Annotated in this window: 19 protein-coding genes, 1 other RNA gene and 2 pseudogenes; 8 read left to right on the top strand and 14 right to left on the bottom strand. The window is 61.2% G+C overall.

Going from position 1 to position 21,656, the window contains the following annotated elements; genetic code table 11:
* Positions 1-40 precede the first annotated feature (40 nt).
* Positions 41-670: a class I SAM-dependent methyltransferase gene (locus EH165_RS09690; RefSeq protein WP_124799281.1), complete on the top strand. Its 630-nt coding sequence runs from the start codon at positions 41-43 to the stop codon at positions 668-670.
* Positions 667-2,123, top strand: a pseudogene (locus EH165_RS16535) (dihydrolipoyl dehydrogenase family protein). The gene EH165_RS09690 and the pseudogene EH165_RS16535 overlap by 4 nt, the downstream one beginning before the upstream one ends.
* 13 nt (positions 2,124-2,136) lie before the next feature.
* Here EH165_RS16535 and EH165_RS09675 read toward each other — a convergent pair.
* The 11 genes and pseudogenes from EH165_RS09675 to EH165_RS09630 form a co-directional block, all read right to left on the bottom strand.
* Positions 2,137-2,853, bottom strand: coding sequence for a TVP38/TMEM64 family protein (locus EH165_RS09675; protein WP_124799278.1), 717 nt, complete (start codon positions 2,851-2,853; stop codon positions 2,137-2,139).
* The gene (locus tag EH165_RS16850; RefSeq protein ID WP_422392148.1) at positions 2,850-3,077 is read right to left on the bottom strand and encodes a TOBE domain-containing protein; all 228 of its coding nucleotides are present in this window, start codon (positions 3,075-3,077) and stop codon (positions 2,850-2,852) included. The genes EH165_RS09675 and EH165_RS16850 overlap by 4 nt, the downstream gene beginning before the upstream one ends.
* A gap of 356 nt (positions 3,078-3,433) precedes the next feature.
* A pseudogene (locus tag EH165_RS16845) lies at positions 3,434-3,952 on the bottom strand (ABC transporter ATP-binding protein); the annotation flags it as partial.
* A complete protein-coding gene (locus EH165_RS09665) occupies positions 3,949-4,797 on the bottom strand; it encodes an ABC transporter permease (RefSeq protein ID WP_124799276.1) in 849 nt (282 codons plus the stop codon). The pseudogene EH165_RS16845 and the gene EH165_RS09665, both read right to left, overlap by 4 nt.
* Positions 4,794-5,675: an ABC transporter permease gene (locus EH165_RS09660; protein ID WP_124799275.1), complete on the bottom strand. Its 882-nt coding sequence runs from the start codon at positions 5,673-5,675 to the stop codon at positions 4,794-4,796. The genes EH165_RS09665 and EH165_RS09660 overlap by 4 nt, the downstream gene beginning before the upstream one ends.
* Before the next feature lie 9 nt (positions 5,676-5,684).
* Positions 5,685-6,965: an ABC transporter substrate-binding protein gene (locus EH165_RS09655; RefSeq protein WP_124799274.1), complete on the bottom strand. Its 1,281-nt coding sequence runs from the start codon at positions 6,963-6,965 to the stop codon at positions 5,685-5,687.
* Complete coding sequence (locus EH165_RS09650) at positions 6,962-7,582, bottom strand: CDP-alcohol phosphatidyltransferase family protein (RefSeq protein ID WP_124799273.1); 621 nt, start codon at positions 7,580-7,582, stop codon at positions 6,962-6,964. Before EH165_RS09650 ends, EH165_RS09655 begins: the two co-directional genes overlap by 4 nt.
* On the bottom strand, positions 7,575-8,993 hold the full coding sequence (locus EH165_RS09645) for a radical SAM domain-containing protein (protein WP_124799272.1): 1,419 nt from the start codon (positions 8,991-8,993) through the stop codon (positions 7,575-7,577). The genes EH165_RS09650 and EH165_RS09645 overlap by 8 nt, the downstream gene beginning before the upstream one ends.
* Positions 8,994-9,245: 252 nt before the next feature.
* Positions 9,246-10,847 (bottom strand): alpha/beta hydrolase, encoded by a 1,602-nt coding sequence (locus EH165_RS09640; RefSeq protein WP_124799271.1) that lies wholly within the window; start codon positions 10,845-10,847, stop codon positions 9,246-9,248.
* 171 nt (positions 10,848-11,018) lie between these two features.
* Positions 11,019-12,242, bottom strand: coding sequence for a TadA family conjugal transfer-associated ATPase (locus EH165_RS09635; RefSeq protein ID WP_124799270.1), 1,224 nt, complete (start codon positions 12,240-12,242; stop codon positions 11,019-11,021).
* 70 nt (positions 12,243-12,312) lie between these two features.
* Positions 12,313-13,470, bottom strand: a complete 1,158-nt coding sequence (locus EH165_RS09630; RefSeq protein WP_124799269.1) for a glycoside hydrolase family 16 protein — start codon at positions 13,468-13,470, stop codon at positions 12,313-12,315.
* Between the two features lie 285 nt (positions 13,471-13,755).
* Between EH165_RS09630 and hisN the strand changes: the two genes are divergently transcribed.
* The 6 genes from hisN to ssrA all read left to right on the top strand — a co-directional run bounded on the left by hisN (position 13,756) and on the right by ssrA (position 18,657).
* A complete protein-coding gene (gene hisN / locus EH165_RS09625; RefSeq protein WP_124799268.1) occupies positions 13,756-14,565 on the top strand; it encodes a histidinol-phosphatase in 810 nt (269 codons plus the stop codon).
* Positions 14,566-14,697: 132 nt separating this feature from the next.
* On the top strand, positions 14,698-15,387 hold the full coding sequence (gene ftsE, locus EH165_RS09620) for a cell division ATP-binding protein FtsE (RefSeq protein ID WP_124800432.1): 690 nt from the start codon (positions 14,698-14,700) through the stop codon (positions 15,385-15,387).
* Positions 15,388-15,435: 48 nt separating this feature from the next.
* Positions 15,436-16,338: a permease-like cell division protein FtsX gene (ftsX, locus tag EH165_RS09615; protein WP_124799267.1), complete on the top strand. Its 903-nt coding sequence runs from the start codon at positions 15,436-15,438 to the stop codon at positions 16,336-16,338.
* A gap of 111 nt (positions 16,339-16,449) precedes the next feature.
* Positions 16,450-16,926 (top strand): SsrA-binding protein SmpB, encoded by a 477-nt coding sequence (gene smpB / locus EH165_RS09610; protein ID WP_124799266.1) that lies wholly within the window; start codon positions 16,450-16,452, stop codon positions 16,924-16,926.
* Positions 16,927-16,987: 61 nt separating this feature from the next.
* Positions 16,988-18,196 (top strand): MFS transporter, encoded by a 1,209-nt coding sequence (locus EH165_RS09605; protein ID WP_206425888.1) that lies wholly within the window; start codon positions 16,988-16,990, stop codon positions 18,194-18,196.
* Between the two features lie 87 nt (positions 18,197-18,283).
* Positions 18,284-18,657, top strand: a transfer-messenger RNA (tmRNA) gene (ssrA, locus tag EH165_RS09600).
* Between the two features lie 129 nt (positions 18,658-18,786).
* Here the strand turns inward: ssrA and EH165_RS09595 are convergent.
* From EH165_RS09595 to EH165_RS09585, 3 genes are read right to left on the bottom strand one after another with little or no spacing between them, the layout of a single operon-like run.
* Entirely contained in the window at positions 18,787-19,635 is an 849-nt protein-coding gene (locus EH165_RS09595) for an ATP-grasp domain-containing protein (protein WP_124799264.1), read from the bottom strand.
* Between the two features lie 24 nt (positions 19,636-19,659).
* The gene (locus EH165_RS09590; RefSeq protein WP_124799263.1) at positions 19,660-20,256 is read right to left on the bottom strand and encodes a DUF1003 domain-containing protein; all 597 of its coding nucleotides are present in this window, start codon (positions 20,254-20,256) and stop codon (positions 19,660-19,662) included.
* Complete coding sequence (locus tag EH165_RS09585; protein WP_124799262.1) at positions 20,249-21,529, bottom strand: magnesium transporter MgtE N-terminal domain-containing protein; 1,281 nt, start codon at positions 21,527-21,529, stop codon at positions 20,249-20,251. The genes EH165_RS09590 and EH165_RS09585 overlap by 8 nt, the downstream gene beginning before the upstream one ends.
* Between the last annotated feature and the right edge of the window lie 127 nt (positions 21,530-21,656).

The following is a 21,656-nucleotide window of genomic DNA, read 5'->3' as shown; positions in this document are numbered from 1 at the left end:
GGGTCCGGGACGAAACCCTGCAGTAGTGCATGCTTGGTGGATGGGCGGAAATCGTGCAACCGGGTACGGCATAGTGGCCCGGTGGTACGACGTGGCCTCGCTCGAATGGCCGTTGTATCGCCCGCCGCGAATGGCTGCCATTGAGCTACTCGACCTACGACCGGGCGACCGGGTGCTGGACCTGGCCTGCGGCACAGGTCTGAACTTCCCGCTTTTGCGTGCGAAGGTCGGTGCCAGTGGGCTGATCGTCGGAGTGGATAGTTCTGCGAAGATGCTCGCCACCGCGCAACGGTCGGCGGATCGCCGTGGAGACCATGTGACACTCATCCACGCTGATGCGGCAGTGCTCCGCGCGAGCGCGTTGGCACCTGCGCCTTATGACGCGATTATTTGCAGCTATGCACTTTCCATCATCGACGAGCCGCTCAGGGCGTGGCAGCAGGCGATTGCCGCGTTGCGTCTCGGCGGCAGGGCCGCGATAGTCGACCTCGGACGCCCCACCACGCTTCTGGCCCGGCCTCTTGCCCGGGCAGCGTGCTGGCTCGGCGGCGCGGACCCAGACCGTAAGCCTTGGCTCTACCTGCCGCAGACGACAGGTTCCACGCGGCAACAGTTTTGGGCCGGCCATGTGCAAGTTGCCGTTGGCCCCATAGGAAAGGATTTGCCATGACCGCACCGCAGACATCGCAGAACTGGAAATCCGACGACCCCACACCGCCGCGGGCTGGCTGGGACTTGGTGGTGATTGGGGGCGGAACTGCGGGCTTGGTCGCTGCGCGTACCGCAGCCAGCCTCGGCGCCACGGTGATGTTGGTCGAGCGGGACCGCCCAGGCGGTGACTGTCTGTGGACCGGCTGCGTACCGAGTAAGGCGTTGATTGCCGCTGCAGCTCAGGTCAGCGGCCGGGCTACCTCCGAGGGGCGGGGAAGTTTGGCGTTGAGGTCCTGCCCGCACATGTCAATTTCGGTGAGGTGATGGCCCACGTCCGGCAATCGATCAGCTCCATCGAACCCCACGATTCGCCGGAGACCCTGCGGAAGGCCGGAGTCCGGGTGGTGCGCGGCGACGCCACGTTTGATGGCGAGAAATCGGTGTCGATCAACGGACGATCAGTTCCGTTTACCCGGGCGCTGATAGCCACCGGTGCCCATCCGGTGCTGCCGAATATTCCGGGCCTCGAATCAGCCTCGCCGCTGACGAGCGAAACTCTCTGGCGCATCGACACCTTGCCCGCGCGGTTGCTGGTGTTGGGCGGCGGCAGTATCGGCTGCGAACTCGGGCAGGCCTTTGCCCGCCTTGGCTCGAACGTGACGCTCGTCGAGTCTCTCCCCACTGTGCTTGCAAGGGAGGACACCGATGCTGCCGAACTCATCACAGCAGCGTTGACGCGCGATGGCGTCACCCTACGGACAAATGTTGGGCTGCAACGCGTCTTGGGAACGGGAGGCAACTGGCGCGCGGAGCTTTCCGATGGCTCCACGGTGAATTTCGACCAGATCTTGGTAGCTGTGGGTCGAGCTCCGCGCACAGACGCGTTGGGCCTTGCAGCGGCTAGCGTGGATACCGACCAGCGGGGATTCGTGGTGGTCAGCAACTCGTTGCAGACCACCAATGCGGCGATTTGGGCAGCCGGGGATCTCACCGGCTACCCGCCTTTCACCCACGTAGCAGGGATGCACGGGTCCATAGCCGCTAGCAATGCGGTGTTGGGGCTTCGCCGGAAGGTGGATCTCACCGCAATCCCGCGAGTTACTTTCACCAGCCCGGAGGTTGCGGCGGTGGGCGCAGCCACGGGAAAACAGTCCCACACCCTGTGGCACGCAGACGTGGACCGCGCGGTCGCAGAGCAGGACATGGCGGGGTTTTCGCGATTGGTGCTTGGCCGCCGCGGGAAAGTGATCGGCGCGACCATCGTCGGGCCGAGGGCGGGGGAGTCGCTGGCCGAAGCGGTCCTCGCTATTAAGAAGGGCCTCACCGCCACGGATATCGCGGGGTCGATTCATGCCTATCCCACCTACGGTGATGGGGTCTGGAACGCCGCAGTGGCATTGGCCCAAGGGCGGTTGAAGAAGCCGTTGACGCGGTTTTTTCTCCGGCGCTTGGTGCAGTTGCGGCGCCGCTAGAGCGCCGTCACATCTACAATTCGGTCACTTCTGCAGCGCGACGTGCGGCGGACCTGCGCCTCATGACCACCGCAATCCAACCTGCCACCGTCAACGCCGTCAGCGCACCCACTGCGGACCAAAATTGCCAGGAATTTGGGTTGACGCCAAAAGCGCCGACGCTGACGTACGCGGTGGACGCTGGCAACACGCCAAGCGCGGTGGCAGCAACAAACCCGGGCAACGCGATTGATGCGGCGCCCGAGGCGTAATTAACAACGGTGAAGGGCACGATCGGTATCAGCCGCGCGGCCAAAATAGTGGCAAACCCCTTACGCTCCAGGTACTTATCCATCGTTTTCGCCCGCTTACCGAGTACGCGGTGTAACCCGTCCTTGCCTAACGCTCGGCCGATTGCGAAGGCTGCGACCGCGCCAAGATTGGTGCCGACCCACACGGCAAGCAGTCCGAGAGGCAGACCGAACAGAGCGCCAGCGGCCAAACTGAAGACCGTCTTCGGCAGCGGGGACAATGTCGCAACCGCATAGACCCCGGCAAAAATAGGCGCCGCTATCCACCTCGGGTACTGCGCGAATGTGTTGCGCAACTGCGCCAGGTCCGGCAATCCAACGGTAACTGTCACGGTGATGACGATGATGGCAACCGCAGCTATTCCGATCAACTGCCAGCGCAGCGACCGGCTCATCGGCGCGGCGGCACACGGCTCCACCACGGGTTCAGGCGCGCTCATCGCCCCACCACGGTGATCGCAGCATCGTCGGCGGCAAAGACGCTGACGGCCTGGCCCGGAGCCCCTGGCGTGCCGAGGGCGGAGTGCACCTGCAAAGTAGCCCCATCGACCAGCGTGACTTCCACTGCAAGGTGGCTTCCAGCAAATCTGATGGCACTGATAGTGCCGGCCCAGCACGCTGTATTCGGGGCGCTACGATTGCCGACGATGCTCTCGCGCAACATGAGACGTTCAGGTCTGATGACGGCAACAGCGGCGCCGTCGGCCATGGTGACGGGAGATCGCCAACCGCTCCGCGGCTCGACGAACACCCCCCTGCTACGGCGCCGGGCAATTCGTTGGTGACGTTGAAGAAACGCGCGGCAGCCAGTGACGGCGGGTTCAGGTAGAACTGTTGCGGCGCGCCGATTCCCTGCAGTGCTCCGCCCAACATCAGCGCGATGGAGTCGGCCACTTCGACGGCCTCGGCCTGATCATGGGTGACGAACAACGTCGTCATTTCTGATTCTGCGTGCAAGTCCCGCAGCAGCAACCGCATCTGGGATCGGAGTGCGGAGTCAAGTGCGGAAAAAGGCTCGTCCAGCAGCAGGACAGGGGGCTGCAGCACCAAAGCGCGGGCAAGCGCGACGCGCTGCTCTTGGCCGCCAGATAGCTCCCCCACCCGCCGTTTTCCGAGACCGGCAAGCTGCACTCTTTCCATCATCTCACCGACCCGGTGGCGGATCAGGGTACGGGGCAGTCCACGCATCCGCAGGCCGAAGGCGACGTTCTGCTCCATAGTCAGATGTGGGAAGAGCAAAGGCTTTTGGAACACCAACCCGGTCGGTCGGTCCTCCGCGGGCATTCTCGTAACGGGGTAGGAATCGACGAAAATCTCCCCGCAGTCCGGACTCGTCAGTCCGCCAATCATGGCCAAAGTGGTGCTCTTGCCGCATCCGGAGGGACCCAGCAGCGCAGTCAGCGACCCGGCCACCAAATGCAGGTCGAGGTCGACGACGGCTGGGACCGCAGCGAAAGCTTTGCTGACACCGACGATGTCGACTCTCGGCGCACCGTGGTGGCGCAATGGCGGCGGGTTTTTTTCAAAGTTCGTTGTCATAGTCGAGCAAATCCAATTGCTGCGACCGAACCGCTGCGCACACAGCGAGAGGTAACGGCCACCAGTAGCAGCGGGGGCAGCGCCAGCAGCACGGCCAGTGCGGCCGCGCTGCTGGTATCTGAGGTGCTCAGAGCTGAAAACAACAGCAGTGGCAGAGTTTTCACCTGGCCGCCGCCGATGAGAAAGGTCAAAATGTATTCGCTCCAGGAGATGAGGGAGGTAAACACTGCTGCCAGAATGAGCGCCGGCCGCAAAATAGGGAAGGTGACGTGCAGAAATGTTCGCCACGGCCGGGCGCCGAGGGCGCGGGCTTGTCGTTCGTAGTCCGGGTCGAAATTCGCAAATGCACCCGCTAACACGGTGGCCGCGTATGGCACCGTGGGCATGAGTTGGACTGCGATTACTCCCACCACGGTATCGGCAAGGTTGAACCGGATAAAAAACACCTGGATTCCCAAAGTCACTGCCACTCCAGGCACAATCACCGGTGCAAGCAGAAAAAACTGCACCAAGCGCCTCCCGCGGAACCGGTAAAGGCCGAGTGCTCGGCCAGCCGGATAGCCGATCCCGCAGGCGAGAATGGTGACCGCGGCGGCCACCCCTAGCGACGTCAGCAGTCCGGTGATGATCTGCTGCCGCGGATCGAAAAGCCGCTCAAGAGCCCGCATGCTCAACGACCGGGGCAACAGATCCGGATAGCGCCACTGACCAGCAACTGCCCAGATCAGTAGCGCGAGGATCGGGAGTAACGCGAACACCACGAGCACCGCCGCACCGCCGCCAACTGCGGCGCTCCGGCCCCGGCGAGCGCGAGAGTCAAGGGGCGGAGGCGTGGGGGTGTTCACAGGGTTCGCCTGCTCGCTCGTCCGGCAAGAAACAGGTATCCAGCGACAAGAGCCACACTGAATCCCACAATGAGCACTGATACCGCCATTGCCAGCGGCCGTGAGGTGAGGTCGCTGTCCTGAAACTTCTGTAACGCGACCACGGGCAGCGTCGCTGGGTATGGCTGGCCCAGCAGATATGGCACCTCGTAGGAACCGGCGGCAAAGGCGAACACCAACACCGAGCCTGCGGCAACCGGGCCAGCGATGATGGGCAGCGTCACGCTACGGAACCGCTGCCACGGCCCTGCTCCGAGGGCCCGCGCGGCGTCCTCCAATTCGGTCACCCCGCGCCCCAACGCAGCCAGCGCGATCACAGCGAGGAAGGGTGTTTCTTTCCAGACGTATTCCGCCATGATTGCCACCCCAAAACCGTCCTGGGTCAGTGCAGGGAAATCCGCGGGGCTGGAGGACAGTCCCAAGGCAAACCCGACCCGGGATGCGAGTCCGGATTGGGCGAGCAACAACGTCATGCAGAGAGCTCCAACCAAGTGCGGAACCGCCAGGTTGGCCGAGAAGACCGCTGCTATCCATCGTTTGCCTCGACCTAACCGACGGATGAGTAACGCAGCACCTATCCCCAGTACTGCTGATAAAAGGGTGGGAATTACTGCAACCCGCAGGGTCAACCACACCGAGGCTTGTACGGTCGGGTCGGAAAACAAGTCCTGATACGCCGCAGTCGACCACCGCCAACCGGTGAGAAGGGGTTGATAGCCGAAGCTCTGGGCGAGCGCTTGGATAACGCCAGATCCAAAAAAGACCAGCACCACGAGGGCCGCCGGAGCTAACAGCGCGCTGAGGGTGAGAGTGCGCCGCGACAGCGCCGCTACCTTCACTGGATCACGCTACTTCTGCAAAACTTCAACGGCCCAATCCTTTTCGATCCGCGCGATATACTGTGCGGCCAGTTCGGGCTGGGTGTTCTTGGTCAGCTCTTGCACTGGAAGTACGGATGCGGGCGTTGGAACGCTAGCGAACGCTGCCCGATCTGTTGCGTCAAGCTTTGCCAAGTCGATTCCGGGGTTAGTCCCAGTGGCACGGAGCAACTCGAGTTGGGTTGCTGGGGCCTGGAGCGTGTTGGCAAGTACCAAAGCTGCCGCTCGATGTGCGGCATTGACGGGCACTGCGAGGAAGCTGCGGTTAGCAATGTTGCCGCCCGAGAGAACGGCAGTCCGTGTCGATGCGGGGAATACGCCGTCCGCTACCTGCGCTCCCGTCGCGCCCGGCCCGTAGGTGAAGAATGCGCTGATTTCCCCTGCTGCGTATAGTTTTTCGACTGCTGCTTGATCTTGCGGATAGGTGGACCCGCCGCGCCACAGGGACGGCTCGATCTGATTCAGGGTGGGCCACAGCTTCTGGGTGGCCGAGGAATAGGCCTGCTCGTTGAACGATCCGGCCAAGGCAGCAGGCCCGCCGAGCTGGTCGTAAAGGATGGTGCGGACCGCCATTGATCCGGTGAAGTCAGGCAGCGCCGGGTAGGTGAAACGGCCTGGATGCGCCGCCGCCCAGGACAGGAGCGAGGTCACCGAAGCGACGTCACTGGCGCCTAACGCAGAGCTGTCATAGACCAGTGCCGAGTTGGCTTGCTGCCACACGGCTTCGCACCCGTTAACAGGGGTACCGAAGTCGTTGGCGACGGCAGGGTCGTCGAAATTGACATACCGAGCGTTCGGCAGGGTGGGGGTCCATCCGCAGTCCCACATGTTTGCTTGCACGCCCGTAGCGAAGTTCACGCCGTTCACCCAAATCGCATCCACCGAACCATCGGCAGTTCGGCCCGCCTGCAGCTCACCCAACACCTTGTTTACCGCGTCTTTGGTGTCTGTGATCTTCACCTGGTTGAGTGTGACGCCGTCGACGGCGAGAGCTGTGGTGAGGAACCCCGAGATAAAACCATTGAGCACGTCATCGCCGCCGTACATGTACCAGTTGACGGTCTGCCCCCGAGCCTGGGCGAGTACGGCATCCCAGCCTGCAGCGGCGCTCGGAGATGATGGATTGCTGGCTGACGGGTTGCCGGCGGCGCCCGAGCTGCATCCTGCGAGAACCGTCGCAGCGATAGCTACTGCGGCGCGCCACACGAAGGTGGAGGGCTTCGGGAAGGTCGTTGTGATGCGCAAGGTCATGTTCTCCGCGGTGAGGAAGGGGTGTGAAGGGTGAGGACGGCAAATCGAACTCGCTGGAGTGCGGTGATGAGTACAGCTGCAGCAAACACCCAGGCGATGACCTGGGCGTGGCCGGGGAAAAGGCAGAACACGCAGTAGACGATCACAGTCTCGGTGCCTTCGGCCAATCCACCAACAAATTGGAGTGACCTGTTGTCGGGGGCGATTGCTTTGCGCTTCTCCTGGAGGGAGGACAACGCCAAAAAGGCCGTTCCGGACAGGTAGTAGGACACCAACAGCGCCAGGCAGGCGACCCGGGCGTCCGGCGCCGCGATGCCAACGGCCAGGACGAAACCGGCGTAGATGCTGAAGTCGGCTAAGAGATCGAGAAACCCGCCGAGGTCGGTACTTCCGCGCCGCCTGGCCACCGGTCCGTCCAACCCGTCACATAGACGGTTGGCCAGCCACAGAGCGAGCGCAAGGAGCCACCCGCCGAATGCAGCGGCCACGCAGGCACCTACCCCCAGCAGCCAACCCACCCCGGTAAGGGCCAAGGCGGGAACCCCCAGGGCGGCAAGCCTTGCGGCAGCGGCGTCCAGGGAGGGGGTAAGAAGAGCTCGCGCGCGTCGGTCAAGCATGCTTAATTCGGTTGCTTGTAACCGGGGCGAGCGGCAAAAGCGCTCGCAGCGCCACATTTTCACCCGGGTCCAGGACTCCGTGCTGCACACACGCGGGCACCAGTTCGCCAGTCTCCGGGTGGGCCATCGCGTAACTACAGGCCTGAAGACGCTCCTGCGTTGCCCGCAGTGTGGGGTCAGTGAGCTGTTCACCCCGCTGCATCGCAGCCCACGCCGGTGCTACGTCTTTGGCATCCATGAAAGAGTGCATGACGAAAGTGACGGGACGAATTTTGTTGGTAAGAATCATCTTTAACCCCACATCGCTCCTGACATCACGAGCCTTTCGGATCAACCAGCCGCCGAATTTGGTCACCAGGGACGGGTGTCGGGCCACACTCCTGAGCACCTTGACGATCAACAATGGCGCAGGCGTGCCAGAAAAGTTGACCCCGCCGAGGTAAGACATGAAGGCATCTCGCAACCGCAGATCAGCCGGAATGTTCTCGTCAAGGATCGAGAACCATTGCGGGCCAACGTAAAAGCCGTACGCGGTCCGGTTGCAGCGTTCGTCGCCGTTCTGCAACGGCTTGAAAGGCAGCCGAGTGCCCGCGCCGCGCTCTATTTCTGCCCACACGTCGTCATCGGAAATGGCGCGGTATCCGTCGTGCCATCGTCGGTCGTCGCCGACGAAGGCCGCGGGTTGAAACGAGAACAACCCAAAGCCCATCGCGTGGCAGGTTTGAACGACCCCGGCAATCTGGTCGAGATTGCGGGGCGTCACCGTCATGTTGTGCGCCAGAAAGTGCCGCACCCCGTGGTCAGTTTCAAGACGTTGGAACATGTCGACAAATTTTTGACGGTAGGGGGTGAGTGCGGCTTCGTCGGCTGGCCGAGCGATACCCCGCCGTCCAAACATGAACATGTCGAAGTGACCGGCGAACGACATTCGGTCGAGTCGGCGCTTGCCATCTGAGCCGAGCGCGACAGCCTCGAGATAGTCGTAATCGAAATCCCCGTGGGTCATGCTCATCGGTTCGCGGCCAGCGTCCCGCATGGTGCGCAAAGTAGCGGCATGGTCATCTGGCGGCAGGAGTGTGACCTCGCCCCCGATCAACTGTGCATGGGCCCGTGGCCCGCGGATCTGTTGGAGCAGCGCCATTTGTTCGGCCACCGCTGTGCGGGTGTGATCACCGTCTACAGCCACCTGGTTAGCATCTCGAGAGTGGTAGCACGGAGTACAGGCAAGGTTGCATTTCGGGAAAACTCCGTGGGTGCCTTCGCATCCGACTGCATGCTGGCCCAACGTCTGCGATTTGGTGCGGGCCCCGGCGGGGAGTTCGGCCCACCGGCGGGCAAGAGCCGCCTTCGTTCCCGGGTGCACTGGACGGGTCGCGAGTTCGAAGCCGGCAAGAGAGGATCGAATGGTCATTTTCGATTCCATGCCCGCGCGTACCCACACGCATTGCAGTCAGCTGAGCGCAGTCGCTCCGATACCCCCGCGAACCTGTAAATCTCGCTGACGGTGACGTGAATCGAGCTCATGTCGATCGCATTCTTCATGCTGGTCGGAGTGGTGTGTGCCGATAGGCACAGACGGCCGGGCCGTCGGCAAGTGCAGAGTCCGACGGTACAGGAGAGCAGCCGGTAAAGAGTTGGCGTGATCCTCCCGCGCTGTTTGTCCTCAGGTGGCAGGCAACGGCACGGGTCCGGTAAGACCCATCCTGCCGCCGAGCCACGGCATTGCTTGGCTGAGGGCCGCGGATGCCACATACCAGTCGTGAGCACCCGCAACTTGGAGCGTCGCGACCTTCACCCCCGCGCTCTCAGCGGCAGCCCGTACCTTTCGCAGCTCAGGTCCGTAGGTATGATCTGCCTCGCCAATCCCCATCAATCCGACCATGCCGATGTAGGGGGACGTCGCCAGCGAAGCGGCAGCTTTATCGAACAGGTCGATCGGGTTCACCTTGGCATATGCCTCGACGTCGCCAGCAAAAGCCTTGTCGATCGTTTCTTTCTTCGTGCCGAGCGTCGGTGCATCTTGGCCAGAAATATCCAAGAACGTCGGGAACAGCTTCGGGTGGGCTGCCGCTAATTGCACCGAACAGGTTCCACCGAAGGAAAACCCACCCACCGCCCAGAGGGATGTGTCGGGGTTGGCCTGGATATGTTGGGAAATCCAAGCGGGAACATCTTGAGTTAAATACGTGTCGGACTTACCGAATGCGGTGTCCGCGCACAGCGGATTCGCGGTGGTTGACCCAAGCGGATCCGGCATCACCACAATCGGCGCAAGCCCCTTATGCGCTGCAGCGTAGGCGTCCATGGTGGCCGCAGCCTGCCCCCCATTCAGCCAATCCCGAGGGTCACCCGGTTGCCCGGGTATGAGCATCAGCACCGGAAGCAGGGGACGATTTGCGGTCAGATAAGCCGGCGGCAGATACACCCATCCTTGACGTGCGGCGAAACCAGAAGTTGTGCCGGGGATGTCAACTTGGGTGAGAGTGCCAGCTTTGGGGAGGTCAACGGGGGGCACCCAGGTCGCTGGAGTGGGCGGCGCTGGCGGCGGTGTCACCTCGGCAGAAGGCGCGTTCGGCGGGGGAGTTGGTGCAGATGTGGTCACCGTAGACGGCGTTGACGAGCGAGGTCCCGCGGCAGGGGAGCCGTTCGCTGATGTCGCCGTTCCATCCGCCTGCGAGGGCGACATAGCGGGCGTGGACTGTGTGCTCGAAGCCACAGTGCCAGGGATAAAAGGGGGAAGGGGTGCTTCCTGGGGCAAAGCCAGCCCCAGGGCCGCTTCGGTGGTGGGGTAGTAACCGTAGAACCGATTGACTTGGTTGAGACCAGCCAGAACCATGGCGACAGCGGCCAGGATAGCCATCGGGATCTGCCACGCCGCTTCTCTGCGGGCCACCGACCTCTTCGCTCTACCGTGCAGTCGCCGAGGCTGTTCGATTAGCTGGTGCGTCCCCGCGCACCGCCTTGCTGTTTTCCAGATCGCGGCGATTCCGAGACCAATTCCCAGAATTGCCACGCCCAGCCAGCCGAGTACCTCTATCGGTAAGGCCTCCGGAAAGGGCCGCCACACATCGTCCACAATCCACGCCAAGAGCGCCACAGCAGTGGCCGTGCCAAGAAGAGCGACTACAGAGACAGTCAGCATAAGGCGCCGAGGTAAGCGCTTAGTCACGAGGCGTCCCAAGAAAATGAGAGCTAACGCGGCCGTGATCCACAGAAGAATAGGAAGCGGTCCAGAAAATAACGACCAGCTGAGCGGATGAGACATACAGCCACTTTCTCTCTGCAGGGGCGCGCACACGTCATATCGGCGTGTTCTTCGACCTTCAACATTTGCTGGGAAATTGAAACGTAAAGCCGTGGGATGTGCAGAAGATGTGAAACGCCATGCGGTTCCGCAGTGTGTTGGATGGCCGCACGGGCGAGGATGACGCCCTTGTTAATCAGCCAGAAGCCCCGCGAGATCGATCCCGTGCCGCTGGAACCGATCGAAGTGCGGCGGGTAGCCGTCAGCTCGGACCAGTACGCCATCGCGGGTGGTGAAGATGTCAGCAGTCTCGACGACTCCATTTTCGACCCTGCCTGGTAGCGCGACGATCTCACGGACCGTGCGCGACCCTGTGTGGTCCATCCCTACTTGAACGATGAGGTCTACCGACGCGGCCACCGTCGGTACCACGAACGCGGCAGTCACGTTTTCCCCTGCTAATAGGGGCAGGGTACAGAGTTTGATGACGGCCTCGCGGGCGGAGTTCGCGTGGACGCTGCACATCCCGGGGAGGCCAGAGTTTAGCGCGATAAGCAGGTCCAGGCACTCTTCTTGGCGTACTTCTCCGACGATAATCCTCGACGGCCGCATCCGAAGCGCCTCCTTGATCAAGCGTCGCAGGCGAATCTCTCCGTTGCCCTCCAAGTTCGGCTGGCGGGTCTGCATTGCCACGACGTCAGGCAGCCGGGGCTTGAGTTCGAACACTTCTTCGCAGGTGATGACGCGTTCGGTGGCCGGTATCGAATTGATGAGGGCGTTGAGCATCGTCGTCTTTCCGGCTTGGGTACCTCCGGCCACGATGACGTTCAAGCCAGCGGTGATGGCTGCTTCGAGGAATCTCGCTGCGTGTGCCGTGACGGAACCGCGCATCACCAGTTCGTCGAGGGAATGTGCCGAAACGACGAACTTGCGGATGTTAAGAGACAAATGAGTGCGAGTGATGTCGGGAATAACAGCGTGCAGCCGGCTGCCGTCGGGTAGCAGCGCGTCAACGAACGGCGACGACACGTCGAGACGTCGACCGGAGGGTTTCAACATGCGTTCGACAAGGTCGCCGATTTCGCCTGCCGCGAGCATCGTGGTGGTCAGCTCGGACAGCCCGTTGCGGGCGACAAAGACCTGCCCGGGTTGATTCACCCAGATCTCTTCTACCTCAGGGTCGTCCAGAAACCGTTGGAGGGGGCCGAATCCGGCCACTGAGTCGAAGACGGAGCGGGCGAGTTCGGGCCGGTTGAGGAGCGGTGGAAGTGAAGACGTGCTCGCGCGTTCCTCGTAGTGGTTCATCACTTCGTCGATGAGCTCGCGGGCGGACCTGGGGTTGATGACGGGGTCGAATCCACGCCGCCTGATGAGTTCGCGAACTTCGGACTGAATATGGTCGATGGCCTGCGACATCTGTTCCCCCCGGGAGCTGGCTATTGCTTTCTCGTACTTGAGAGCACAAACCTACCTCTGCTAGCCAGGATTAGGCGGTGTACTTCCATGCCCGCACGTAATCGATGTCGTAGGAACCGTTTCGCGTCAGCTCCTTATCGGCCGGGTCCGCGAAGCCCATCCAGCTGCTTCCCACCCGCGTGTCGATGCGGACGTTGACACCTGCGTCGGTGAACGCGGTGTTGAACCAGGGGTTGTCGGCGGTAGTAGCGGTGTAGACCAGCGATCCGTCGTAGAAAAACTGCATCCCGATGGGGGTCCATTCCAGCGCCCACGTGTGGTGACCGCCAATAACGGAAGGCATTTTCTTGATCAAATTGGAAATACTTACCTTCCCAGCCTCGTGATTGGTGGAATCGTGGGTTGAACGGGAAAAACTGCCCTGCGGCTGAGTTCTCTGCTGGTTGTGAGGAGATCCCAACGCCTCCATGATGTCTATTTCACCGAGACCACGAGAGTCGCGAAGCCAGAACGCCGACCACATACTCTTTGACGCATCCTGCACCAGCGGCAACTTCGCCCGCATTGCCCACCGCCCGTACTGCTGGGAGAACTCACCGATGGTGTCGATATACCCAGAGTTGAAGTAGCGCAAGCGGTTTGCGCCCTGCACGGGTGCGGGGAGCCACTGGGTTTTGATACTGAGTTCGCCGCCGCCAACCTTCACTTGAGAGGCGTTGATGACAGCCTGGTCATACCCAACGCTGGTTTTGTCCCTAATACCCCACTTGATGGTATCGACGGCAACACCATCAAACTCATCCCGGAAAGACGGGGCGGTCCACGTCTCCAAGACGGCGGGATCGGCCGGCGGCGGGGTTTCCATCAGAACTTGGGCGTCGAAGGCAAGAGTTTTGGTGGCGCGATAGTTCAGGTGAACCGACGCGCTCACCTCGTTGTGGCCCTCGGTAATGAGAGTGGGGGGAATGTTGAAAGTGGCGGGTCCACCAAAGGTCGAATTAGCGAAACGGTCGTGGCTGTCCGGGCCAGCGATCAGGTTGGACCGGCCAATTTCGGTGCCGTTCACGTACACGATCACCCCGTCGTCGGCGACGGTGTTCAAGGTGAAGGTCTCGCCGCCCACCAAGGTGGGAGCGTCGAAGTCGCCTCGGAAGTAAGCGACACGCGGGTTGGGACTGATGCCACCTGGGTCAACATTGGTGACAATGCTGGCGTATCCGAACCCCAATGGAGCGTTGCCTGCGGGCCACGCCGACTCTGTGAAACCTATTTTCGCCGGGTTCGTCGGTAGTTTTTGAGTTTTGAAGTACTACGACCAACTCGAGCCGTTAGTCAGCAGCATTGTCGTTGTAGCCCCGGGAGTGACCGACGGTTCGGCATGCGCGATTATTAATGAGTGCGCCTTGGAGACTGGCGAGCCTGTTGTTTCTAACTCTGCCGGTGCGGTCGAAGGTTGCTGCAATGCAAGCTGCCTTAGCCGCTGTGACCCCAGGGGTGCCTAGACTCACCTCCTATGACTAACGCAGCTGCGCTTCACTCCGACCTCGAACGAGACTTGGCACTTGCCCTTACCATGGCTGACGCCGCGGACTCCATTAGCTTGAAGCGTTTTGGTGCCAGCGATCTCGTGGTGGAATCCAAACCGGACTTGACACCGGTCTCGGACGCCGATCTCGCCGTTGAGACTGCGATCCGCAAAATACTGACGACCGAACGGCCAGATGACGCGGTCGTCGGGGAGGAGTTCGGCGCCGACCTGCCCACCAGCGGGCGGCGGTGGGTGATCGATCCCATCGACGGCACGAAGAGTTTCGTCCGCGGGGTACCGGTGTGGGCGACGTTGATCGCATTGTTCGACGATGACGAAGTCGTTGTCGGTGTAGTGTCCGCCCCCGCGTTATCACGCCGTTGGTGGGCCGCGAGTGGCCTCGGCGCGCACAGCAGCTTCCAGGGCCAAGAGCCACGCCCCATCAGCGTGTCGGGGGTGCGCGACCTCGGCGATGCCAATCTGTCGTTCTCGGAGCTTGCCGAATGGGAAACGGCGGGCAAATTGGACACGTTCCTCGACCTGACCCGCGCGTGCTGGCGCGTACGCGGCTATGGCGATTTTTACTCCTACATGCTGGTTGCCGAAGGGGCAGTAGATGTTGCGCTGGAGCCATCATTGAGCCTGTGGGATGTCGCAGCCCTGGTCCCGATCGTCACGGAGGCCGGCGGTCGGCTCACCGAAATAGGCGGCCCTGCCATCTCGCAGACGTCCACCAGCGCACTTGCCACCAATTCGCACTTGCACCCGGCCGTGTTGAAGGCCATCAATAGCTAAGGATCGAGGTGTGGCTTGAGAGCGCGGGGGGCTCGAAGCCACAGAAGGGCGTGAGATGAGGGATCGAGAGAGCGCGCCACACGGGGTGAAAGTAACGTCAAGATAACGTCGTGCCGGGTAGTGTCCTCTTCTGTGATCCATCTGTCTCATGTTTCCAAGTCCTATAAGACCTCTACTCGACCCGCCCTGGACGATGTGTCCATGGATATCGAGAAGGGGGAGTTCGTCTTCGTTATTGGTCCTTCCGGATCGGGCAAGTCGACGTTCTTGCGTCTGTTGCTACGCGAGGAGCTGCCAAGCAAAGGTGAGCTGACCGTCAACAAGCTCGATATGAATCGGCTACGCCGCTCGAAGATCCCGGCTCATCGGCGAACCCTTGGCTGCGTATTCCAGGACTTCCGGCTCCTGCAAAACAAAACCGTCGATCAAAACATCGCTTTTGCCCTAGAGGTCACGGGCAAGCCGAGGGCGCACATCAAGAAGATCGTTCCCGAGGTGTTGGAATTGGTGGGGCTTGAGGGCAAGTCCAACCGCATGCCGCACGAACTCTCCGGAGGCGAGCAGCAACGTGTTGCGATCGCCCGTGCTTTCGTCAACCGACCGCTCCTGATGCTGGCGGACGAACCTACGGGCAACCTCGACCCGGACACCAGCAGTGACATCATGCTGCTTCTGGAGCGGATCAATCGGACCGGGACCACCGTCTTGATGGCAACCCACGACAATCACATCGTCGACTCGATGCGCCGCCGCGTCATCGAACTCCAACTCGGCAAGATCGTGCGGGACGAATCCCGCGGCGTCTACGGAGTTGGTCGCTGACCCCGGTCGGCACCCCTAACGATTAACCGCGGCGCACGAGAGGAACACATGCGAGCCGGATACATGTTCAGTGAGGTCGTCACCGGCCTGAGACGGAACGTCACGATGACCATCGCGATGATCCTGACCACCGGGATCTCCCTGGGCTTGTTGGGAGGTGGGCTGATTATCGCCCGCATGACCGACAAGATGAAGGAAATTTTCGGCGACAAGGTCGAGGTCACCATTTATCTGACCTCGGACCAGTCGCGAACGGACCCCAACTGCACCGACGCTATCTGCGCCGATTTATTGAAGTCGATCCAAAACGATGTAGAAGTCGAGCGGGTGTCCTATGAGACACAGGCGCAGGCCTATGAGCGCTACAAAGCTGCGTTTGCGAATCAGCCCGAACTGCTCGACATCGGGTCTGCTGATGCGCTTCCCGCCTCAATGCACGTGACGCTGAAGGACCCGGAGCGCTATCAAATAATCATCGACGAGTACTCCGGGAAGCCTGGAGTAGACAGCGTCAGCGACCAAAGTGCCTTCCTGGAAAGGCTTTTCTCCCTGCTCAACGGTTTGCGGAACGCGACGATCGTCGTGGCGATAGTGCAGGCGGTGGCCGCTTTCCTGCTGATTTCCAATATGGTTCAGATTGCCGCCTACACCAGACGGACCGAAACAGAAATCATGCGACTCGTGGGAGCCTCGCGATGGCGGACGCAGCTGCCGTTCATCATCGAGGCGGTGGTGGCAGGCATTATCGGTGCGGTGTTGGCACTGGGTGGACTGATAGCTGCCAAAATCTGGTTCATCGACGATGCGCTCGGAGCCCCCATCAGAGCCGGAATTCTGCCCGCAGTCGACGAGTCCTATTTCTTCTACGTCGGCCCTATTCTCGGCGCAGTCGGCGCTGGCCTCGCCGCCATCTCGGCCTACTTCACCCTCCGTTTGTACGTCAGGCTGTAACGAACAGCTAGTGCACGCCCAGAGCCGGCGCCACACACCCCTGGTCAGGTTTTAGCCTTCCACCAGCGTGGCCGGAAACTGATTTGCGCGCACCGATAGCCTTAAGCGGTTATGCCAAAAGAAACCGGACGCAAAGCGATCGCCTCGAACCGCAAGGCTCGCCACGATTACACCATTTTGGAAACCTACGAGGCTGGCATGGTCTTGATGGGTACCGAGGTGAAGTCGTTGCGCGATGGCCGGGCTTCTCTCGTCGATGGCTTCGCGACCATCTCAGATGACGAGATCTGGCTGCGCAACGTTCACATTCAGGAGTACATCCAAGGTACGTGGACTAACCACACCCCTCGGCGTCCCCGCAAGCTCCTGCTCCACCGCCAACAGATCAGCAAGCTCCGCGCGGCGCTCAAGGAATCAGGCGTGTCGTTGGTGCCACTGAGTCTGTATTTCAGCGATGGCAAGGCCAAGGTCGAACTGGGACTCGCCAAAGGGAAGAAGACGTACGACAAACGGCAAGACATGGCCAAACGCGATGCCAACCGGGAAATGGCCAGGGTCGGCGGTCGTCGCTTTAAGGGCATGGACTGACCTAGCGATACCGACCCTACGAAAGAGTTGGCCCCCCAAAAAATGTAGAGGAGCGCGCATCGTGGACGTGGCAGCGCCGCCGCGGATCCCGCGTGAGGTCTGGGTGCTCGTGGCGGGCAGCTTTGTAGTTGCTATCGGATTCGGGTTAGTGACCCCGGTGTTGCCAACTTTTGCCGCCAGTTTTGGAGTCAATGCTACGGCTGTGGCTGTCATTATCTCAGCCTTCGCTCTCAGCCGGCTTCTCTTTTCGCCCGTCGCGGGAAAGCTGCTTAACCGTTGGTCGGAACGCCCGATCTACCTAATGGGCCTGGCGATTGTGGCGCTGTCCAACATTGCGTTTGCTTTTGCACCGTCGTACGGATGGCTCGTCGCCGCCCGTAGTTTTGGCGGTATCGGCTCGTGCATGTTCACCATTTCGTCATTCGCGCTGTTGGTACGCGTAACGCCGCCATCAATTCGCGGGCGAGCGTCCGCGCTGTATGCCAGCGGGTTTCTGATCGGCAACATCACGGGCCCCCTACTCGGCGGGTTGCTGGTGGGGGTTTCGATGAAGGCGCCGTTCCTGGGGTACGCGGGAGCTCTGTTGGTCGCGATTGTGGTGGTGCAACTACTGCTGGGGCGCGGGAAGCTCACGCCGAGGGTAAGGGTGGAAGGGGCTGTTGACATGTTGCTGTCTGAAGCACTTCGCCATCCCACCTATCGCGCAGTGTTGGCGTCGAATTTTACGGTGGGGTGGGCGGTTTACGGGATTAGGATTGCCTTGTTGCCGCTGTTTGTCGCGTCCGTCCTCAAGTCCGATGTGGCGGTGGCTGGCTACGCTTTGACCTTATTTGCGGTAGGAAATGCGATAGTTCTTCCTGTTTCCGGCAGGTGGTCGGACCGTGTCGGACGTAAACCGGCCGTGATGTGCGGGCTCATCGTGTCCGCAGTGGCCACAGGAGCGATCGGTCTTACTTCTTCCATAGCGGTGACATTGCTGTTGAGCGTCCTGGGTGGGATCGGATCTGGACTCATCACCCCTGGCCAACAAGCGGCAGTGGCGGATGTCATCGGCAGCCGGCACGGCGGATCGGTTCTTGCCGGATTCCAGATGTCAGCCGACATTGGCACTGTTATCGGCTCTATCGCAGCGGGACTCATTGTCGATGCGAGCGGATTTAAGATGGCATTCCTGTTGGCCGGGTGCGTGGTGCTCCTGGCTTTTTTGCCCTGGTTGTGGGCGAAGGAAACCCTGCCGAAAGCTGCGCCGTCAGGGGTGAAGAGGCCGTAGCGGCTGGAACGTGAATTCGTGAGCGGCATTGGCTGGCGGTTGGGTAGACTTACCAGAGTCGGCGGTTGCCGGTGATCGTATCTACGCGGGGGTGATTGGTTTCGACAGCGGATGTCGAGTGAGGGGAAGCGTGTCGAGGAAGGCGACGATGATCTCGTAAACCAATAATGTCGCAAAAAATCAAGCGCCGACAATAGTCAGCGCGAATTCGCCCTAGCCGCCTGAGCTAGCTGCGATTCCGTCAGCCTGGGCAGGCCTCCAGCCCAGTACCTGGCGTCGACTAGGAGGATTACCACCCGCATCGGTTACGGATGTTGATGGGAAATCAAACAGTAACTGGGCCCGTCACATTGGCTAGTTTGCAAGATCAATGGGGTCAAGTAGAGACGTAGCAAACTACACACGTAGAAGACCTCACAAAGCAACGTTGGACCCGGGTTCGATTCCCGGCACCTCCACTAACGAATCCTCGGCCCCAGCAGTATCGGGGTCGTGGATTCGTTGTTGTATCGAGTAATCGAGTGGGCCCCCGCTGGTGAGCGCTAGCGAGTCAGTAGCCGGTCCCGGCACCTGGACACTTAGGGAGCGCGCTATGCAGTGCGGTGAAGCCTTTGTGCGACCGCTCCAGCGAACAGCGCAGCCCGATCGGGGAATTGCGCGATAAACAGCTCCGGCTCGATCAACTCCAGCTCCATCACCAACGGACCGTTCGAGCCGGCCACGAGATCGACCCTGGCATAGAGCAGTTCGCCGGGGGTGTGCGCCAGTGCAGCTTCGGCGACTTCGAATTCCGCAGGCGTCGGGGAGTGCGGATTGACCACTCCGCCGTATTCGCTTTGGACCCGGAAGTCCTGTGCTCCCGGGACTTTGCACACTGCGTGCGAGTAGGTGCCGCCGATATAGATCAGCGATCGTTCGCCGGACAGTATTTCAGGCAGGAAGGGCTGAACGAGCATGTCGCCAGTCCGAGCCCAAGTCTGCAAGTGTTCCAGCGCTGCGGGGTCTCCGATTTCAAACTTCCCCACACCTCGGGCGCCGGCTGAGGATGCAGGTTTGATGACGACCGAATCGGCCCCGGCGAATTCTGGGACTTGAATAGCAGCGCCCTGTTTCACGATCGAGGTGGGAACAATGGGGATCCCAGCGGCTGCTAGATCAAGGAGGTAACCCTTGTGGCAGTTCCATCTCACGATCGGGAGCGAGTTGAGTAACGGCGCCCGGAGGGCCTCGAGTGTCGTGAGAAATCGCGGCAGGGCTGTTGTGTAATCCCACGTTGAGCGAAGTACCACGAGGTCGGCGGGCAGGTCGGTGAGCGCTGGATCATCCCAGTTGAGCACAGTCGATTCGATTCCGAGTTCGCCCAAAGCCATTGCTATTAAGCCGGTCTCGACTTCTGGGTGTGGTAGATCCGCACAGGTCAATAGGAGAACCGAGGGCACAAAAAACTCATCTCTGGAGAAAAACTAGGAAACTTCCGTGGGTGTTGGCAACACAACTTTGGCCTTTACTTTCGGCTTTTCACGCTTGCGGTTGCCCTGACCGCTAGGGACCCCGGTGCCATCGGCTGGTTCGGCTCCGCTGAGCTGCCCAGCCAGCGCATCCAAGTCTTGGCGTAGCTTATCGACCTCGCCGCGAATGTAGTCGCGGGTAGCTACTTCGTTGATTGCGACGCGCAATGCAGCAATCTCGCGCGCGAGATATTCGGTTCCCGCTTTTGTCTGGACTGCACGGCTGCGGTCCTCCTCCAGCGAAATACGGTCACGATCATCCTGCCGGTTTTGTGCGAGAAGAATCAGCGGAGCGGCGTAGGCAGCCTGGGTAGAGAAGGCCAGGTTCAGCAGGATGAAGGGGTACGGATCCCAGCTATTGCTCGCTGCGAGAATGTTCACCAAGATCCACATGATGACGAACAACGTCTGCCAGAACAGGAATTTGCCGGTCCCCAAGAACCTTGCGAGGCGCTCGGACAGCTTCCCAAAGGAATCTGGGTCAATCTTGAAGGTGAAACGGCTTCCAGATTTGGGCTGGTCCAAATGGCGCTGGGAAAACGAGTCAGCCATTGGTCCCTCTATTCACAACCCCGAGCCTGTCAGAGTTTTCGCGCCAATTGTCGGGAAGCAGGTGGTCAAGTAGGTCGTCGACGGAAACCGCGCCCAGCAGATGGTTTTCATCGTCCACCACCGGCGCGCACACCAGGTTATACGCGGCCAGGAACCGCGTGACCTCGCCGATGTCGGCATCCGGGGAGAGTCTGGCCATGTCGGTATCCAACGCACCGGCGACCAAGTCGAACGGTGACTCGCGGAGCAGCCGTTGGGTGTGCACGCAGCCCAAGTAGCGACCGGTCGGAGTGGACTGTGGCGGCCGGCAGACGAAGACCATGGAGGCAAGCGCGGGCGTGAGGTTGGGCGCTCGGACGCGAGCGAGAGCTTCGGCGATAGTGGCGTCCGGGGTGAGAACGACTGGCTCGGGTGTCATCAGACCACCCGCTGTGTCGAAGGAGTATTGCATCAGCCGTTTGACCGGCGCGGAGTCCTCGGGTTCCATCAACGCCAGCAGGCGCTCGGAGACACCGGGCGGCAATTCGCCGAGGAGGTCGGCGGCGTCGTCGGGGTTCATCGCTTCGAGGATGTCGGCCGCCCGCGCATCGTCGAGATTCGTGAGCACGTCCATCTGGTCGTCCTCGGATAGCTCTTCAATGACGTCGGCGAGGCGTTCGTCGTCGAGTGCGTCAGCGAGTTCATGGCGTCGTGCCATGGACAAATCCCGAAACACCGAGGCAGCATCGGCGGGCCGCATCCCATCCATGCTGACCAGCAATTGCTGGGTGGCGGGCGCGGTACCGGTCAGATTCATCAGGTCGGTGCCGCGTACATCCACCCAGTTCAGCACCTGCACTGGTGGTCGGCGACCCAGAAGTGTGGCCCGTGGGCGAACCGCCAGCCTGTTCACCAGCCAATCGCGGGTCCGGCTTTGTTCCATCCCCGCGTCGACGATCAGGACGGAAGTCTGACTGGTGGCTACGGTGACTTTCGTACCCAGCAGTTGCGCCATCAGGAGCACCTCTGTAGGCCGCTGCCCGAACCGCCGCAGTGAAACCGAGCCCTTGGCTAAGGTCACAGCGTTGGCTTCGATGGTGGTGACGCGCAGCATCGGGACGAAGATTGGCTTCCGACTGGGCAGATCAACCACGATGCCGAGAACCCTGGGAGGCTGCTTGTCTAGCCGGAGGACCACGACTACGTCTCGCACCTTGCCGATGGGCTCGCCGTCCGGGCCGTACACGGGCAGGCCTGCGAGCTGAGCGACGAAGACCTTCACGTTGGCGACCACGGGTTCAGCCTAGGATGCGCGCGGGTCCTCGCGCGCCACTTAGCCATCGGGTACCCGATCCGCTTCACTGTTTGCGCGTGTAACAGCGAAGGCGAATCCTCCGCGCCACGCAGCTCGCAGCGAACCC

Source organism: Nakamurella antarctica, from assembly GCF_003860405.1.
In the GTDB taxonomy this organism is placed as follows: Bacteria; Actinomycetota; Actinomycetes; order Mycobacteriales; family Nakamurellaceae; genus Nakamurella; species Nakamurella antarctica.
The sequence above is the reverse complement of the archived record's forward strand: the minus strand, read 5'-3'. Positions and strand labels throughout refer to the sequence as shown.